The sequence below is a fragment of the Bacteroides sp. CAG:633 genome, assembly GCF_000435115.1.
Lineage (GTDB): Bacteria > Bacteroidota > Bacteroidia > Bacteroidales > Bacteroidaceae > Bacteroides > Bacteroides ndongoniae.
The window spans coordinates 19,291-37,182 of record NZ_FR883155.1 but is presented as its reverse complement, the minus strand read 5'-3'; the positions used below and the strand labels follow the sequence as shown (position 1 = coordinate 37,182).

The 17,892-nt window shown below is 46.0% G+C and carries 16 protein-coding genes; 1 reads left to right on the top strand and 15 read right to left on the bottom strand.

The window, feature by feature from the left end; all coding sequences use genetic code 11:
• Window positions 1-326: 326 nt before the first annotated feature.
• The 12 genes from metK to QVP67_RS14835 all read right to left on the bottom strand — a co-directional run bounded on the left by metK (window position 327) and on the right by QVP67_RS14835 (window position 12,972).
• The gene (gene metK, locus QVP67_RS14890) at window positions 327-1,619 is read right to left on the bottom strand and encodes a methionine adenosyltransferase (protein WP_022164343.1); all 1,293 of its coding nucleotides are present in this window, start codon (window positions 1,617-1,619) and stop codon (window positions 327-329) included.
• Window positions 1,620-1,885: 266 nt separating this feature from the next.
• Window positions 1,886-3,766 carry a DUF3857 domain-containing protein gene (locus QVP67_RS14885; protein ID WP_022164342.1) on the bottom strand — a complete coding sequence of 627 codons (1,881 nt, stop codon included), beginning with the start codon at window positions 3,764-3,766 and terminating at the stop codon, window positions 1,886-1,888.
• 5 nt (window positions 3,767-3,771) lie between these two features.
• Entirely contained in the window at window positions 3,772-5,805 is a 2,034-nt protein-coding gene (locus QVP67_RS14880) for a DUF3857 domain-containing protein (protein WP_022164341.1), read from the bottom strand.
• Between the two features lie 176 nt (window positions 5,806-5,981).
• Window positions 5,982-7,010 carry an endonuclease/exonuclease/phosphatase family protein gene (locus QVP67_RS14875; protein WP_022164340.1) on the bottom strand — a complete coding sequence of 343 codons (1,029 nt, stop codon included), beginning with the start codon at window positions 7,008-7,010 and terminating at the stop codon, window positions 5,982-5,984.
• Window positions 7,011-7,037: 27 nt separating this feature from the next.
• The gene (gene folK, locus QVP67_RS14870; RefSeq protein WP_288180286.1) at window positions 7,038-7,502 is read right to left on the bottom strand and encodes a 2-amino-4-hydroxy-6-hydroxymethyldihydropteridine diphosphokinase; all 465 of its coding nucleotides are present in this window, start codon (window positions 7,500-7,502) and stop codon (window positions 7,038-7,040) included.
• Between the two features lie 169 nt (window positions 7,503-7,671).
• Window positions 7,672-8,730 carry a tRNA preQ1(34) S-adenosylmethionine ribosyltransferase-isomerase QueA gene (queA, locus tag QVP67_RS14865; RefSeq protein ID WP_022164338.1) on the bottom strand — a complete coding sequence of 353 codons (1,059 nt, stop codon included), beginning with the start codon at window positions 8,728-8,730 and terminating at the stop codon, window positions 7,672-7,674.
• Window positions 8,731-8,753: 23 nt separating this feature from the next.
• Window positions 8,754-9,506, bottom strand: coding sequence for a tRNA pseudouridine(55) synthase TruB (truB, locus tag QVP67_RS14860; protein WP_022164337.1), 753 nt, complete (start codon window positions 9,504-9,506; stop codon window positions 8,754-8,756).
• A 6-nt stretch (window positions 9,507-9,512) separates the two neighbouring features.
• A complete protein-coding gene (locus QVP67_RS14855) occupies window positions 9,513-10,367 on the bottom strand; it encodes an undecaprenyl-diphosphate phosphatase (protein ID WP_071148552.1) in 855 nt (284 codons plus the stop codon).
• A 5-nt stretch (window positions 10,368-10,372) separates the two neighbouring features.
• Window positions 10,373-10,633, bottom strand: a complete 261-nt coding sequence (locus QVP67_RS14850) for a DUF3098 domain-containing protein (RefSeq protein WP_022164335.1) — start codon at window positions 10,631-10,633, stop codon at window positions 10,373-10,375.
• A 126-nt stretch (window positions 10,634-10,759) separates the two neighbouring features.
• Complete coding sequence (locus QVP67_RS14845) at window positions 10,760-11,641, bottom strand: cell division protein FtsX (RefSeq protein WP_022164334.1); 882 nt, start codon at window positions 11,639-11,641, stop codon at window positions 10,760-10,762.
• Between the two features lie 33 nt (window positions 11,642-11,674).
• Window positions 11,675-12,586, bottom strand: coding sequence for a class I SAM-dependent methyltransferase (locus QVP67_RS14840; RefSeq protein WP_022164333.1), 912 nt, complete (start codon window positions 12,584-12,586; stop codon window positions 11,675-11,677).
• Window positions 12,587-12,687: 101 nt separating this feature from the next.
• A complete protein-coding gene (locus QVP67_RS14835; RefSeq protein WP_022164332.1) occupies window positions 12,688-12,972 on the bottom strand; it encodes a hypothetical protein in 285 nt (94 codons plus the stop codon).
• A 152-nt stretch (window positions 12,973-13,124) separates the two neighbouring features.
• On the opposite strand from QVP67_RS14835, the gene QVP67_RS14830 reads away from it, so the two are divergent.
• Complete coding sequence (locus QVP67_RS14830) at window positions 13,125-13,988, top strand: helix-turn-helix domain-containing protein (RefSeq protein WP_022164331.1); 864 nt, start codon at window positions 13,125-13,127, stop codon at window positions 13,986-13,988.
• 229 nt (window positions 13,989-14,217) lie between these two features.
• Here the strand turns inward: QVP67_RS14830 and QVP67_RS14825 are convergent, their stop codons facing one another.
• The 3 genes from QVP67_RS14825 to QVP67_RS14815 are packed head-to-tail and all read right to left on the bottom strand — an operon-like array spanning window position 14,218 to window position 17,861.
• Window positions 14,218-15,726, bottom strand: coding sequence for a TonB-dependent receptor (locus QVP67_RS14825; protein ID WP_288180285.1), 1,509 nt, complete (start codon window positions 15,724-15,726; stop codon window positions 14,218-14,220).
• Window positions 15,636-16,880 (bottom strand): MG2 domain-containing protein, encoded by a 1,245-nt coding sequence (locus QVP67_RS14820; RefSeq protein ID WP_022164329.1) that lies wholly within the window; start codon window positions 16,878-16,880, stop codon window positions 15,636-15,638. Before QVP67_RS14820 ends, QVP67_RS14825 begins: the two co-directional genes overlap by 91 nt.
• Window positions 16,881-16,934: 54 nt before the next feature.
• Window positions 16,935-17,861 carry a BT_3044 domain-containing protein gene (locus QVP67_RS14815; protein WP_022164328.1) on the bottom strand — a complete coding sequence of 309 codons (927 nt, stop codon included), beginning with the start codon at window positions 17,859-17,861 and terminating at the stop codon, window positions 16,935-16,937.
• Between the last annotated feature and the right edge of the window lie 31 nt (window positions 17,862-17,892).

Sequence of the window (17,892 nt, the reverse complement as noted above, 5' to 3'; positions counted from 1 at the left end):
TATATTTATTTTTATTTCGAACTCACGTTAATTAGGTGATTAATAATTCTTGTGCTTTCCAGCGATGCAAACATATGGAAAGGTGAGACACGAAGCAGGATACAGGCTGGCAATAAAAGGGGGAAAAACTAACAATTGACAGATATTGGCCCCTATTTGTCTGTTTTCAGGTGGCCTATGTACGCAAAAGGACAAAAAAATCACGCAGATTCCGGCAACTAACAACCGAAATCTGCGTGATAATAATGAATTGACTGTAAATCAGAGGAGACCGAAACACCCCTCCAGACTACACAGAACAGATGTCTAAATCAGAAACATGGGGCTTACAGACCGAAAGCTGCTTTAACCTTGTCGACATAATCCAGCTTCTCCCAAGTAAAGAGTTCTACGGTTATGTCCTTATTGCCCTCGTAACGGCTCTTGAAGTGCTTGGTTATCACTTGCGGCTCGCGGCCCATATGTCCGTAAGCTGCTGTCTCCTGATAAATCGGATTACGCAACTTCAGGCGATCCTCAATTGCTTTCGGACGAAGGTCGAACAGCTCGTCAATCTTACGGGCTATCTCGCCGTCACTCATGTTCACATGGCTGCGTCCGTACGTATTGACATAGATGTTGATAGGACGTGCTACGCCAATGGCATACGACACTTGAACCAACATTTCATCGGCCACACCGGCAGCCACCAGGTTCTTGGCGATATGACGTGCGGCATAGGCAGCCGAACGGTCTACCTTCGAGGGGTCCTTACCCGAGAAAGCACCACCACCATGTGCGCCTTTACCGCCGTAAGTATCCACAATAATTTTGCGTCCGGTCAGACCTGTGTCGCCGTGAGGGCCACCGATCACAAACTTTCCGGTAGGATTCACATGATACTTGATGTCGTCATTGAACAACGCCAATACCTTTTCGGCATGAATCGAAGCAATGACACGGGGCATCAGGATGTTAATCACATCGTGACGGATAATGGCCAGCATTTCTTCATCAGCCTTCAGCTGGGCTTCTTCTGTATCATCGGCAGGCTGGATGAAGTCATCGTGCTGCGTAGAAACGACAATGGTATCGATACGCACCGGCGTACCGTTGTCATCGTATTCAATGGTCACCTGGCTCTTGGCATCAGGACGAAGATAGGTCATCTGCTTGCCTTCGCGGCGTATCTCGGCCAGTACCAGCAAAATGCGATGTGCCAGGTCGAGCGAAAGCGGCATGTAATTCTCAGTTTCGTTGGTCGCATAGCCGAACATCATACCCTGGTCGCCTGCACCCTGTTCCATCGGGTCCTGACGTTCTACTCCGCGGTTGATGTCGGGGCTCTGTTCATGGATAGCGCTCAGCACACCACACGAATTGCTTTCAAACATGTATTCGCCCTTCGTATAACCGATTTTCTTGATAACTTCACGAGCAATCAGTTGGAGGTCTACATAAGCCTTTGTTTTTACTTCACCGGCCAGCACTACCTGTCCGGTAGTTACCAGCGTTTCGCAAGCTACTTTCGAACTGGGGTCATAAGCCAACAGTTTGTCAAGCACAGCGTCCGATATCTGATCGGCCACTTTGTCGGGGTGTCCTTCTGACACCGATTCGGATGTAAACAAGTATCCCATACTTTTACAATTAAGAATGAATAATTAATAACTAAAAGTTTAATGGATGGGAAATGCGTGAGTAGAGGTACCGGAATGCACCGGCCTGTTCAGAAAAGTATGTGTTTTAGCATTTTTTTCTGTGGTTGCAAGCTACTCAAATCTTTCCACATTTAAATTTCGGCTGCAAAGATAAGCCTTTTCCGTGAAACACGGATACGGGCATCAAGAATTAACATTCATAAAGGAGCTATTAAATGCCTGCCTGTCCTGATAATGAACACGCATCACAAAATCTTCCGTAAAACGAGCTTCCCATCATACTGTCCGGCTACCTGCTTCCAAAAACGGACAAAATCAGGATACGTACCCGCCGGATAAGTTCCTTTCCTGACTGCCAGTCGTTGAACTACATATATTTCTCCTTTTTTCACTTTTATCTCCGAGCGAAACTCGCCATACGGACTGTCAAACGAAACAGATGCCGGTACAGCCTCAATCTCGTATCCTTCAGGAAAAGAAATGTGCAGACTATCTGTATCTACATAACCATGCCCTATATATATAGGATAGTTCCGCTCTTCTTCTGCTGAAAAGCCTGGAACTTCCCCAAATACATTCAAAGGTACAAACAATCGGTTACCAGTCTGACTACCATATTTCTCCACATGTATTTTATAGCCGATGTCGACAACAGGAAATGCTTCTTTCCGTTCCGAGATATTCCAGTCTTCCACTTCCACCTGCGACAACTTTACCTTCGAACGAATCATCTGTTTCTGACGGTCGGGAGTAGCCAGCACATTGGACATATTCTCCTCATAGCGCGCCAAACAAGAGGTTTCATCGACCTGCACATCAGCCTTGCCTGTAGGGTATAACCGTATATCAGCACGAATAGCTTTCGTATGCAAAGAATCCGGATAATCGGGAATCCGGCACAAGCGCCCGCCCGAAGGTTCTATCAGCAAAGCATCGTGACCAGCAATTTGGCTATGTATGTACCCAAAAGGCAAATGCGCATCTGTACATTCCAACCACAACGTATCGCCAGGAAGAGATACCTGCAAAATCACATGATTCATTTGACTAGCTGTTGCAAAATCAGGAATCAGTCTTTCATTTTCAGTACTCACCACAACATAAGTGGAAGAAATACCCAGTTCCTTCAGCATGGCAAGCATATAATTCGACAATCCTTTACAATCACCAAAACCCAATCGGCATACCTCAGACGCTGCTATCGGCTGTAAACCTCCAATCCCCAACTGGATGCTAACATAGCGGGTCGTCGCAGCCAGATAATCATAAATTACTTTCACCTTTTCACGGTCAGTCCGGCAATCAGCAACCAATTCGTGTAAACGCATTTTAAAATCCTCATCCAACACATCCCTTCCTTGCAACAGTTTATGCTGCCACACTCCATAAGCTTTCCAGGTATCCAAGTTTCCTGCCACTCCATCGTACACAAAATCAGAAGGAACAAAATAAACCATCGGCAACAGCTCGTTCCACGATGGAGCAAACCTTTCCTTATATACAGGAAGCAGATTAGTCGCAACAACATCGATTTGCTTTCGCCCATCCTCATCGGTTTTCTCACGAATCGTCACTTCCTTTCCCTCTATGTTTCTGGCATAATACCTGCACGACTGTCCTGCCGGTACAGAAATTGTGTACGAAGCCTTCTCAACCAGCTGTCCGGTAACTATTTGCGGAATAAAAGGAGGGAAACCGATCACTCCGTTACGGCATTTCACTTTCCATTCATATCTGATTGTATAAGGAAAAGAAGGATACTTACTGAGATAATAATAGCGATAATCATCGGTCAGGAGCGACGAAGAATACTCCGACCTCTGTAGATCCGACTTCTTGATTTTCCTCACCCGGTTACCTTGTGCATCCAGAATCTCACCAGAAAAGTTCTCCAACGAAATAAACTTATCACAAAAACATACGAAAGTAGCATTCTCCTCTCCTTCGCGGTCGAATACGGTAACCTCCATCGTATTGTTCTCGACATATTGGGACATTGAAGTACATTCCACTTCCTTTCGGGCCTCTTTCACAATCGAATGAAGAACCTTCTGTGCCAACGCTTCCGTTATTCCGGTCCAGTTTAGGCAAAAAGCACACAATATAACCGTCCAATACTGTTTCATACTCTTTACTGTTGTTTCTTCAAAACAATCAGTGCATTATTCTTCTCCACAGCCTTGTCCCACATTTCCTGCAACTGCGAATAGTAATCTGCCGGAAATAAATGGGCCTTGACAGCAAATTCATATTTCAGATAGACCGTTCCCTCTTCTCGGCTGATCCAATAGGTGAACTGCAACTTATTATCTTCAGTCGTAACCCTACCCGGCTGCGGCATTTCTTCCACCTGATAGCCTTCAGGAAGTTTCAGTTCACACGTCAGACTTATCTGGTAAGGATAGTCAAACTCGACAGGTAACTCGCGTTTGGTCTGAACAAAAGGTGACTCCCTCAGTTGTGGGAAAATCATCGGATTGACGTACAGCATGTCACCAGCCTGTTCCAACTTCATTTCATAGTCAGCTTCTTCCAATAAGGCTCCAAAGCGTGTTTCCGGCTCCCTGACTTCGACGTTGCTAAGCACTACGTGCCCATCGTCCAGCCACGGCACAGCCTCACCACGCTGTTTCTTCCAACGATATTCCAGTCCGTATTGCCCCTGCATAGTCACCTGCCTGTGTCCTTTGATGCTTCCCTCAACTACCTCTGCTGTTGTTCGGATAGTCAACAGATTCTTCGCCACCTGCATCAGGTCTACCCAACGCTTTTCTTCGGGTACATTCGGAGCTAACAGACGTCCTTTCTCTACCAACAATTCACAAGGAAGTACATTAAATACCGGTAGCGTCATCGAACTGTCCAGATACACAAAGCGTTGCTTCTTAGTATCATAAACAGCCACCACAAATGTATTAAGCTTCTGATAGGTCGGAAAGTTGACCGGCAACATACCCATCGAACGCCGGCTGATAACAACGGGATAAGCATTGATTCCAAATCCTCGTAGAATACTGATGAATACAAAATTCAGCTCCGCATTATTACCGCTTTTGTTCTTGACAACTTTATCCATGTTGTCGCAGTAAAGGTCATACTTTCCGTTCCAGGCCAGCTTTTCCTTCAACAAGTCGAAAGCAGCTCTGACCTTGGTATCGAAATCCAACGCATCTCCTTTTTCCTGTTGCAGCTTTTCCACCGCACTTCTGGTTTCATCAATAAACGGATTGGGCATTCTTAACCAGCGCCCGAATCCCAAATGTTCATCACTCAGCAACAGTTTATCCACATCTGTCCAATTCTTGCTGAGCGCTTTATAGCCTTCATCCGGATAATTAGTCCCCTGCAAGTCGAAACTTGCCTGTACCCGATAATCCTCCGGACACCAGCAATAAGGTTCATCCTGTGCCAAGGCTGGTAAGTCGTGCGCACTCAGTATATATCTTTCAGCCTTAATCCCGAAGTTGCGTGCCACCCTACTGGGACCACTTTCCAGCACAGAGGTAGCCGTTATCGAAGCTTCCTCACGATCTACATGAATATACTTCTTTCCACGAAACTCTATATTATAGACCAGAACACTCGGAACCGTCACTTCATACTTATTATGTACTACAGGAATTTCTTCCTGCATCACCCAGTTTTCAATCTGCGAGAAATACGTCGAATTCACTTTATAACTATACTCTATTACCGTACCTTTCCGTACGTTCGGCAGCGAAAACTTCCGTACTTTATACGTCTGATTGATACGTTCATCCGAAACAATGTCTTTCTTCAACCGGCTTTTCGTAACTTTTCCATTCTCCAGGTTGTAAGCACAGCCTTCCAGATCCAGCAACACATCCTGCTCTTTTCCCTTTTCATCAGGTGCATAATACGGTATCATTACATCCGCATATTTCACACCTTCCTGCTTCAGAATCTTGATGCGTACCCAATACTCTGTACTCAGCGTGAATCCATCCTTATACGTAAAGTAAGTCTTTCCTTCCCGAATCAAACAAACAGCCGAGGCCGTAGTATCTTTCTCGTACACATCCATTGACAACTCTTCTTTCGAAGGTTTACCGTACTTCAAGTTTGGTTCAATGGCATAAACTGAAGAAGTATACCCAAACACCAACAATACGATCCATAAAACGAAACAGCCAATGTTTTTCATGATTTATTGTTTTTAATAGTATTCTTCCAACAATCTCAAATCAGATCTCCTGCCCACAAAAGCCCACTTACCTCCGGACTCTTGCCAATATCAAAATAAATCTGTGCTCTCTCCAACAAAGATAACACAAAACTACTATATAAAAAACAATAAATACTTTTTTTCAAAAAAAACTGTCAACGGATGCCGAACATCACCAGCACCCCTTTATGATCGGTCGGCCACACGCCTTCCGGCAGCAGATATTTGTCATCCGATTCATTCGGAACACGTTTGCTGTTGACGATGCTTCCTTTCGGACCAAAAATCACGGCATCCTTCAGGCTGATAGCCGGATGAGGATAGTAGAAGACGTAATCAATGCGGTCGCGCTCGTCAGCTTCCGGCGCCCAGGTCAACTGTTCTACGGGTACCAGCGGATTATCAATAGGGAAAGTAAAGCCGGGATATTTCAATACATCCGGATAAAGCGTACGGTAAGTATCCACAAAGCCTGCATTGTCGAGCAGCAAAGGCACCGTCCAGGGGACAATCAGCCCGTTATGGTCGTACAGGTCCTTGGTCTCGCGTATCCAGTCCAGATGCGAAGGTTCGTTGAAGTCGCCTCCCAATATCACAATGGTGCCTTCGGCAATGTCCTTACGCGCCTCGGCAATAAAGCAACGGATGGCATCGTCGCGCTGCGAAGCATCGTTCAGTTGCAGCACTTCAAGAACCGTCTGCGGCACAGGAATCTTCTTCCAGGTAGAACCGTCATAACCACGAACATTGTAGTATGCGTCACTCAGATAGTCAAGATGCGCCGTATAAACGGCAATTTTGTGCCCTTTCACACGACTCGTCATCTTATAAATACTGCCATGATCGTCTTTTTCGGGGAATACCGTAAGAGAATCGGTTATCGGATGGCGACTCAACAGCCCGGAGTCGTAACTGTAAAAGGAATAATACGTTTCACCCTTTTGGCGCAATGACTCTACAATACGGTCGCAGAAACGCGTATTATTGTAATTCCGCACTTCGCTGAAAGTCACAAAATCGGGTTTCAGACGAACGATTTCGTTCACAATGGCATCATAGCCACCCTTCACTTTTGTACCTTCCTGCCAGATGTTCCATTGCAATACGGTAAATTCATCGCTCTCCTGCGCTTTTACCCCTATAAAGGCCGCCAAAAGCAAGCAAATACAAATAAGTTTTTTCATAAAAATATAGATTAAAATGGTAGAGATTCATTCAGAAAAAGGTAATTGCCGCACCACTTCCGGTGCAATCTCCCGCAAAGGATTCATCACGAACTCCCGTTCCTGCATCAGTGGATGAGGAATTACCAGTTGCGGAGTCTGTATACGAACAAGAGTACCGTCAGCATCGAAGCAAAGCAGCAAGTCGATGTCTATCAGGCGGTCGGAATATACTCCATCCACAGATTTGTGTGTACGCCCCAGCTCTTGTTCCAATCTCTGGGTCACTTGCAATACTTCCAAAGGAGGCAGTCCGGTCCTTACACAAACCGCTGCATTCAGAAAACTGTTTTCCGAAGAAAATCCCCACGGAGCTGTCACATAAAAGGAGGACAAGGAAACCACCTCTCCTATCCGTTCGCCTATCAGTTCTACCGCCCGTTGCAGATTCTGTCGTTTGTCTCCTAAATTAGTACCCAAGCCCAGATAATAGGTAAATGAAGAATGAGGAATGAAGAATGAAGAATTTGCTTGCGGTTCGGCTGCAGCACCGGACATAGATTCATCCCGGCCTTCACCGAAAACGTCTAATCCTTCTTCATCAGCTTCGCTCACCCCCCCTTTTGATTTTCTACACAAAGGTATAGTCTTCATTCTTCGTTCTTCATTCTTCATTTAAAAGTTATCTGTCGGTTATCAGCATCGCATCGCCGTAAGTACCGAAACGATAATCTTCTTTCAATGCCACATCGTAAGCTTCCATCACCTGCTCGTAGCCTCCGAAAGCAGCCACAATCATCAGCAGTGTAGAAAGCGGCATGTGGAAGTTGGAAACCATAGAGGTAGCCACCGTAAAGTCGTATGGCGGGAAGATGAACTTGTTGGTCCATCCGTCGTACTCCTTCAGGTGTCCGTCCGTACTTACCGTGCTCTCAATGGCACGCATCACGGTTGTTCCCACCGCACATACCTGCTTGTTCAGGTCTTTGGCATGGTTCACAATACGTACGGCTTCTTCGTTTACGATCATCTGCTCGGAATCGGTCTTGTGCTTGGTCAGGTCTTCCACGTCTATATCACGGAAGTTGCCCAAACCGGCATGAAGCGTGATGAAGGCAAAATCGATACCCTTGATTTCCATACGTTTCATCAGCTCACGGCTGAAGTGCAGATTAGCGGTAGGGGCGGTAACGGCTCCCTCGTTCCGTGCAAAAATAGACTGGAACCGTTCAGCGTCTTCCGGCTCTACCGGACGGTTGATGATGCTGTGTGGCAGCGGCGTCTCGCCCAACGCATACAATGCCTTCTTGAACTCATCATGAGGTCCGTCGTAAAGGAAACGAAGCGTACGGCCACGCGAAGTGGTATTGTCAATCACTTCGGCCACCATCGAATCATCATCACCAAAATAAAGTTTATTACCGATACGGATTTTGCGGGCAGGATCGACCAGTACGTCCCACAAACGCAATTCTTCGTTCAGTTCGCGCAACAGAAACACCTCGATACGTGCACCGGTCTTTTCCTTGTTGCCATACAGGCGGGCAGGAAACACCTTTGTGTCGTTGAAGATAAACACATCCTTGTCGTCAAAATAGTCCAGAATATCCTTGAACATACGATGTTCAATTTTACCCGTCTTTTTGTGAAGCACCATCAGGCGCGACTCGTCTCTATACTTTGTCGGATGCAAAGCAATCTTCTCTTCGGGAAGTTTGAATTTAAATTGCGACAGTTTCATATCTTTCCTTTTTTATATGAGGTTTATTGAATATTCTTTTCCGCAGCCGGAGCTCCATCCTGCTGCACCGCTTCGTCTGATGAAGAAATCTCCTGCTGGTCTATCCACTGTCTGAAATCCAGCGGATCCAGGCAGTCTTCGATACGCACATCGCCCACACGGGTACGCTGCAATGCCGTCAGGTGCGCCCCGCTGTTCAGGGCCTCTCCTATATCACGTGCCAAGGCACGGATATATGTTCCTTTGCTGCACACGACCCGTACTTTTATTTCGGGCAGGTTGCATTCCAACAGTTCTATTTCATCAATCACCAGCAATTTGGGCTTCAGTTCCACTTCTTTCCCCTTGCGGGCAAGGTCGTAAGCCCGTGTACCGTTTACCATACAGGCCGAAAAGGCTGGCGGCACCTGTTGTATTTCGCCTACAAACTTTTTCAGCGTCTCCTCCACCAGTTCTTTCGTAATGTGTTCGGTAGGGTAAGTAGCATCAATCTCATGTTCCAGGTCATAAGAAGGAGTCGTAGCTCCCAACCGAATGGTAGCAATATACTCTTTCGTATGATATTGAAACTCTTCGATGCGTTTTGTCGCTTTACCCGTACAGACAATCATCACGCCCGTAGCAAGAGGGTCGAGCGTTCCGGCATGGCCTACCTTCAGCTTCTTTATACCCAGCCTCCGGCAAATGTGGTACCGTGCATGACCCACTACCTTGAACGAAGTCCAGCCCAACGGCTTATTGAAATATAATACTTCTCCTTCTTTAAAATCCATCATTGCTCCTTATAACACTTCCAGTGAGTACCCGCACAACAACATAACCAAAATACCTCCCCCTACAACAATGCGATACCAACCAAAAGCCTTGAATCCATATTTCGTTACAAAACTAATAAAGAACTTGATAGCCAGCAATGCCACCACAAACGCAACCACGTTGCCTACAAGCAAGGCAGGCAGGTTGTTGACAACAATCTCTGTTCCACCTTCCAAAAACAGTTTCAAAACCTTATAAGCCGTAGCCGCAAACATGGTAGGGACAGCCAGGAAGAAGGAAAACTCTGCTGCAGCTTTGCGTGTAAGTTTCTGAGCCATACCGCCTACAATCGTAGCCATCGAACGGGAAACTCCGGGTATCATAGCTATACATTGAAACAGACCGATGAGGAAAGCACGCTTTTCCGTCAGCTCCGTCTGCTCGCTTCCTTTGGAGAAAATACGGTCGCAAAACAGCATGAAGATACCACCTATCACAAGCATCACGGCCACCACCACCACACTTTCGAGCAACGCATCTATTTTGTCGCTGAACAAAAAGCCCAGTAAAGCAGCCGGTATAAAGGCAACAAGCAGTTTCCAATAAAAATCGAACTTATGTAGCAAACGACGCAAAGATGATGCTCCTTGAGGAGCAGGTGTATGATTCAGACGGAAAAAACGCTTCCAATACAGGCACACGACCGAGAGGATAGCCCCAAATTGTATAATTACCGTAAAAGCTTTGACAAACTCAGTACTTTCCACTCCCAACATATTCTGGGTTATAATCATGTGTCCTGTAGAAGAAACAGGCAAGAATTCCGTCAGTCCTTCCACAATGGCAATAACGATTGCCTCCCATATAGTCAAATCTCCCATATAGCTCATTCAGTCAGATGATCTTTCTCCTGCGACACACCCTTATCCTTGGGGGAGCGAAGCACTGCATATATCATAAACACAAAGCCCAGCAGACACACTACTGGAGCTACCTTAATCCGTCTCACACTGAAAATGTCCGGTTCGAAGTTCGTCGGTGTAGACGAAGGACCGGTCATCAGGATAAAACCCACAATCACCACCAGCATACCGATAGCCAGCAAGATGAAATTAGTTTTATCGAAAGCAAATTTCCGTTTATCCATTTCTTTTATTTATTATTAGGTTTCTAAGTTTGTAAGTTTATGAGTTTGTAAGTTCATCAGTTTGCGAGTTATTGCTTTAACATCAACTTAAAAACTAAAAAACTCACAAACTTAAAAATTCACAAACTATATCTGATACAACGTGCCTGCCTTCATCCTCAGGTATTTGTTGATGGACAACAAGGCACACAAATAAGTTATCAGCACCCCAAACAACAATACTGCAGCCGATACCAGCATCATTACATCGGGCGTAACCACCCTGATCAGTTCCGGTTCGTACGACACCAGCCAGTAAGCAGCCGCCCACAGAATACAATCTGCTACAAATGCCGCCAGCACACCTATCCAGAAGTTACGCCGCAGGAAAGGACGCCTGATAAAGCCCCAGCTGGCACCTACCAGCTTCATGGTATGAATCAGAAAACGTTTGGAATAGATAGCCAGACGGATGGTATTGTTGATAAGGGCAAACGATATAAGAGCCAGTATAGCTGCCAGTCCGAGCAACAACAGACTGATATTCCGTATGTTATCATTCACGGCATCAATCAGCTCCTTCTGATACAGAACTTCCTGAATATTGGAGTTCTTCTTTATCAGTTTCTCTATCTTGGCAATGCTGTCCGAATTGGCATAATCGGAATGCAGTTTTATCTCAATAGAAGCAGTAAAAGGATTATAACCCAAAAATTCTTCAGGATCAGTCCCCATTGCCTCAGTCTGTTCGCGAAGTGCCTGCTTTTTCGAGATATATTCCGTTTCCTTCACAAATGCCTCTTTATCAAGGCGCTTCTGAAGTTTCAGGATATCCGCTTCCTTCATCTCGTCACTGATAAGAATAGAAAAACTGATGTTTTCCTTCACGTATACCGAAAGATTATGGGCAGCCAATACGAAAAACACAACCAGCCCCAGCAACAGCAAGACCAGCGTCGTGCTGATGCTCGACGTGACAAACTGCATGTCGAAGCCCGAAACCAAATTATTTTTAGATTTACCTGCCATTCTCCTGTTTCCTTTCTTTTTATACTGTCCGCATCATCTGTCCGTCTCTTTTTTCTTCCGGAACACATAAATCATCGAACTGCTCCGCTCCTTCCTGACCAGCGAACTGAACCACGCCAACGTACCCGTAAACATTCCACGCAGAAATGCACACGAATGACGCATATGTTTCTCGGTAAGCATCGACACATAAAAAGCATCAAAAGGCATAGGATGTCTTTCGGCCATGATAAAGCCATGATTGGCAGCCAGCTGATGAATCGTAGAAGGCGTAAAATGCCACAAATGACGGGGCACATCGTAAGCAGCCCAATAAGCGCCGTACTTCTGCGCATCGTACGACGAACAGTTAGGCACAGCCACAATCAGCACTCCCTTCTCTGTCAGCAACGAATACAGCCGTTCCCACGTCTCGTTCAGGTGCTCCAGATGCTCCATCACATGCCACAGCGTAATCACATCGAACGAAGCGGGTTCGTAGTCCGATAAAGCCGTATCAGGCTTTACATCCAGATTAAAATGTTCTTTAGCAAACTTCCGTGCTCCCTCGTTCTTCTCTACCGCTTCCACCTGCCAGCCCTGACGGCGCATGGTGTCGGCAAAGTAACCGGTACCGGTACCTATATCCAGCAATCGCCCTTCCCGCCGGTGTGCTTCGTGCATCACCAGTCTCGCCTTACGCTTCAGCATGTAACTGCGCACCCAGTGATAAACCGAGTTCATCGCCCCTTTCCGGGTATCAGAATGCGAAATATAGTCCGGAGTTTCATAATAACGGCCTATCTCCGCCTCAACAGGAAAATCCTGTGTCAGCAGAAAACCGCAATTCTGGCAACGACATAAGTGGAATACCTCGCCCGAAGCGTAATGGTCAACGCATGTCAACGCACGTTCCAACTGTGTGCTGCCGCATACCGGACAAGATTTTATAGTGAGTTTATTCATCGAACGTTCTACCAAATAACGATGCATCCCGAACCGTCAGGCTGCAATACACCTAAATTTGGTGCAAAATAACAAATAAAAAGTGATTTACAGGGATTCTGTTAAGGAGATTTAAGGATAATGTAAGCCCGAAGCACATCTTTAGCAATGCCGGAGATCCTGTCTGACGATCTAAACCAAGCATTGCATTGTCCCTGCCCGAAACCCGCATCAGCTTCCGCAAGTCCAAAGGGAATTTTTAGAAAATACATCCTGCATTCAGCTGAAAAACGGATAACGAATCTTGTCAAAACAATCCAATTTTGCCGTAAAAATCCATCCATGACAAGCAATGTATTATCTGATACATTCACTCTACTAAAACACTTTTTTACCCCTTCATTCATGATTTAAAGGCCACGTTTTTACTTCCATTAACAGTATATTATTTTTTTTTGCCATGATGTTACGTAGTCAAAGGTTTTTGTTACACTATTATGAGGCAAACAACCTCCAAACCCTTAATTTTGTGATATCACTTAAACCAATAATTTATACCATGAAAAAGATTGATATTTTCCATCCATTGACGCTCAACGTCGGATTGGCCATTCACAATGCCGACTGGAACTGGCAAAATGTCACCAGTCCTTTCACACGAATCTATTATGTAACCAAAGGACATGCCAAAATCATTCTGCCTTCCGGAGAGTATCAGCTCAAACCAGACCACATGTACATGATTCCGTCATTTACCCTGCACAGCTATAGCTGCGAGGAACATTTCGAACATTATTATATACATATATACGAGAAACTGGAATTTGAGTCAAGTTTCATGGACGACTACAATTTTCCCGTCGAAATTAAAGGAGAATCCATCGACCTGGAACTGGTAAAACGGTTATGCGAACTGAATCCTTCCATGGCATTACCCAAATCCGATCCCAGATCATACGACAACGACCTGACTTTATCCGAATATATCACACGCAACGAACAGCGGGATATTACTCTGAAACTGGAATCAAGGGGCATCCTGTTCCAGCTCATCGCCAAATTTATGAAGGAAGCCAAGCCCAAAGAGGACGATATCGACAACCGCATCAAAAAGACGCTGATCATGATACAGAAGAACCTGGACAAGAAGATCAGTGTCGAAGACCTTGCTAAAGAAGCCTGTCTGTGCAAAGGCTATTTCACCCGCCTGTTCAAGGAGAAAATGAAAACCCTTCCAACCCATTACATCATACAGCGGAAAATAGAAAGAGCACAGCAAATGCTTACTATCAAGGACATATCCATCAGAGATGTGGCTGCAGAGCTGGGATACGACGACTGTTCACACTTCATCAGCATATTCAAAAGGGAGACCGGTATCACTCCGCAAGACTTCAGAATGCACGCAATCGATATGCACTGATACTGAAGTCAACGGAACAATATCAAAGACAAAATGTCTACTATTATAGTTTATAAAATAAAAAAGCGTCTCGTTAAATCAGGAAAGACACACGTCTCCAGTATACTATTTTTTTCCCAGTTAGGAAAAAGTAATTTCCTAGTTAGGAAAAAACAATTCCCCAGTTAGGGAACTTCCATTTCCTAACTGGGGAATATAATATCCGTATGCTGTTGTCAAGGTTTAACAGTTACTCAGGAAGCATCGACGAACTGGAAGAGATAATCATACCGTTCTTGCACACACCTTCCACTACCACCCGGTAGTCGACGGGCGAATCGGCCGCATAAAATTCCACATGTGCCCTGCCTTCAGCATCAGCCACTACCGACGGATTCCAATAGATGGTCGAACGCAAATCACGCGAACGCGACTCCAGCTTCTCCTTCGTATCATACACCGGCGAGTAGAACTCTACCTCCTGCTGATAACCCAGCGGCGTCACAATCCCCATGTTCTTGTTCAACCTATTCTTCTCGACAAACCCTTTCTTGGTCGTAATGACAATGGCTCCTGCCTGGGCACGTGCCCCGAAAACGGGACCTACGGTAGCAGGAGGCGAAAAGAACATGTCCGAGACATTGTCTACATCCAACCTGTCGAAGTCAAAATTCTCTTCGGGAATGTTATCAAGCAGCACCATCGGAGTCCCTCCCCTATACTTCACCTCATCAGTACCACTCACCGTCAGTCCGGGCAACCGACGTACCATGTCGAGCACCGAAATAAAATTTCCTTTCTTGACGTCCTCCGCCGTAAGAACCTTCGAAGTCGAAACAGAATAGTAAGGCGAAGTGGTTGCCACTTCCGGTTTTCTTCGGGCGGTAATCAGTACTTCCGACAGGTTATAGACCCGCATGCCATTCTCAAGGGTATACTTCATATCCATCTTCTGCACATAGTTGTGCTCCACTTCCAATTTCTGACGCGGAACCAGAAACTTCAGGTCAGGCTGCGGAAATGCCCTGCACGAATCCAGCGTGATAAACAGGTTACGCGATCCCTTTTTCTTCAAAGCCTGTATAATGTATTTTGTATTTTCAGGATATTCCAGCCGGTCAAAACGGAACGTTCCTTCCTCATTCGGCTTGGTTACCTCCGTTCCTATCACCGAATCGTTCAGGGCAATCAACGATATATTGGCATCCTTCAAAGCCGAGAAGTATCCTTCTGCTTTTCCGGTCACCACGTCGCCCAGTTCCACCGGATAGGGAAGTGTTTCCGTCGTATGTCCTTTCAGGATTTCCGGTACATTGTATCGGCGCCATCCCTGCGTCATCATCAGCAAGTCCAGGTTGTATTCGGTTTTCCTGTCTTTCTTCAAGTAGCAGGCAGGTTGTTCGATATAGCCTTTCAGCTCTGAAGTCAGCAGCAATGTAGAAACGATGTTCGACGTTGTGTCAGGTTGTACGTCCGCCTTGTCCACTACCGACATCGAAAAGTTACCTTCCAACGGATTACCATACACATCTTTCAAGGTCAGGTCAAGTGCCACCTTCTGGCGCGGAGTATAACCGAGTTGATCAGGATTCAGTGTTACGGCTGCCACTGCATTGTCCTGCCGCGAAAACACCAGACGTTCGCTCAGAATGTTTCGATTCTCGTCTATCAGGATAAAGTGTACAATGCCTGCCGGGAAAAAATCTCTTTCAAAGTCGATGTAGCTGCGACTGTTGTCCCACGGCTGGGCATAAAGCACCAGCCCGCGCAACTGTGGGCATAAAGCACCGGCCCGCGCAACTGAGCCACCAGCGTCAGGTCCTGCCGATTTGCATTGAGAGGCAAACGGTTCAGGCTGACACGCAACACGTCGTTGCGCCACAGTGTATTGACGGCAATGGCCTGCTCCGAAGCGGCAGGCAGTTCAAACTGCTTCTCTACCCCTTCACGGGTCTTGCAATAGGCAACATACCGCTTACCGGGCATACAGTTCAGTGTAAAACTACCCATTCCCAAGTGTGTACTGCGGAAAGTAGTGCACACATTCCCTTCCTCGTCTTTCACCTCGCCTTCCACGTCCACCGACAGTCCGTCGGTACCAATGGCCTTGAAGGCGATTTTGGATGGAGAAGAAAGAACGGCCGTTCCTCCTTCCGGGAAGAATGTCACACTGAAATCGCTATCATCGAAAGGCAACGACAGATAACGTTCGGCTATCTTATTATTGTAAATGGTCTGTAACAGATATGTTCGGGATGTATTGACTTCTTTTTCTTTGAATGTATATTCAGCCACTCCGTTTCTGAATTTCAGATGATCCCCCTTTCCATCCGGGTCACCATCGGCAAAAACGAGTACTTGCTGTGGTACGATTGTGTCTGTGTTGTCTATCTCACTAGAAAAATAAATACGGGTTTTCAGGTCTTTCCCATGCTCCGTAATCACTACGTGAGGCTTCAGTTCCTGCGAAGCGGGTGTCGAGATAAACACCGACTTGTGCGCAAAATAATCTTCACCGATGTTCCGCATAAACTGTGTATAGGCCCTGATGGTGTAATATCCCTCCGGTTGCTCCTCATCAATGTCCAGATAGCCGCCGAAACTTCCTTTGTCATCGGGCCGTATCTTGATGCGTTTTATCAGGCTCCCCGTAGGAGCTGTCAGTTCTACATAAACGTAACGGCTTGCATTGGCCTGCACCATTGTCAGCGCATCCACTACATGCACTCTGAACCACACCCGCTCACCAGCCAGATACACACCCCGATCGGTATGTATGCTCATCTTCTCCTGCGGAAAGTGGGACAGCTCCTTTTCGAAAAGACGAACAATCGTATCCGGCACTATTTGCCAGGCACTTACATTCGTCACAAACACAAATACCAGAAATAATGCAGATACGATTGTCTTCATCTTAAAAAAAGGGTAATAAAGAATATAATAACTAATACCTGTCTCCTATATCAATCAATTATCGTATACGCGATGCTCTTCCATCCAGTCGGTAATCTCGCGCAACTCATCGTCACCCTGACGGTCTTTGTAGAGGAAACCACGGGTTATCCATTCCCGGCCTTCGTCTCTGAACTTATACCACAGGTCGTACACTTCCATATCTTCGTAGTACGTACCACCACCTTCTATCAGGTCGAACTTATCCCACGGTTTCAGAGTCAACGAATTGTCCTCGTTCACCGTGATGTTGAAGCAATAACCCGGACGATAATCCGTAGCACCCTTCGACCACTCATTTTTCTGGTGATAAACACGTACCGTGTTTCCATCAATCACAGCCTGTGCATTACGGTTGGTCTTGTAGATGGTAGAGTCCTTCAGATTGTCCAAGGGCTTGATGACACCGTCCATGTAGTACAGTCCGGAATACTTGTTCATCAGATTCAGACGAATCTTCACCACAGTATCTTCCTCAGACTTGGCAAACTGCGAAACCGATTCCAACTTCAGGGCAATCATGTAGAGCGAGTCAATGTGCAAGGTAGATGGATCGATCAGAATGGGATAGGTACCATATACCTCCCCTTTCTTCACTACTACGTTCTCCTGAGGGAAGGAATAAATTCCTGCCCCCGGATTGCGGTAATGGATATCGTCGGAACCCAGTTCCTTGTTGTTATAGGCATCTACGCTCTCGGGCGATTCAACAATGGTAGCTACCACATCGCTCGGTGTGGAAAGCGAACCGCTCACCGCCACCGACGCATAAATGGTGTCAACATCGTAACCGATGTTCAGGTCGCGGTTGATCATCGTTTCACCGGCACCCACCAAATATACCGATCTCGGATATTGTTCTTCCTCCAAAGGTATTCTATTGTCGCATCCGACCATGCTTGCTGCTAACAGCACAGCCGATAAAAAAGCCAATTTTTTCATATCTAATTATCTGAATTTGTCACACTATTAA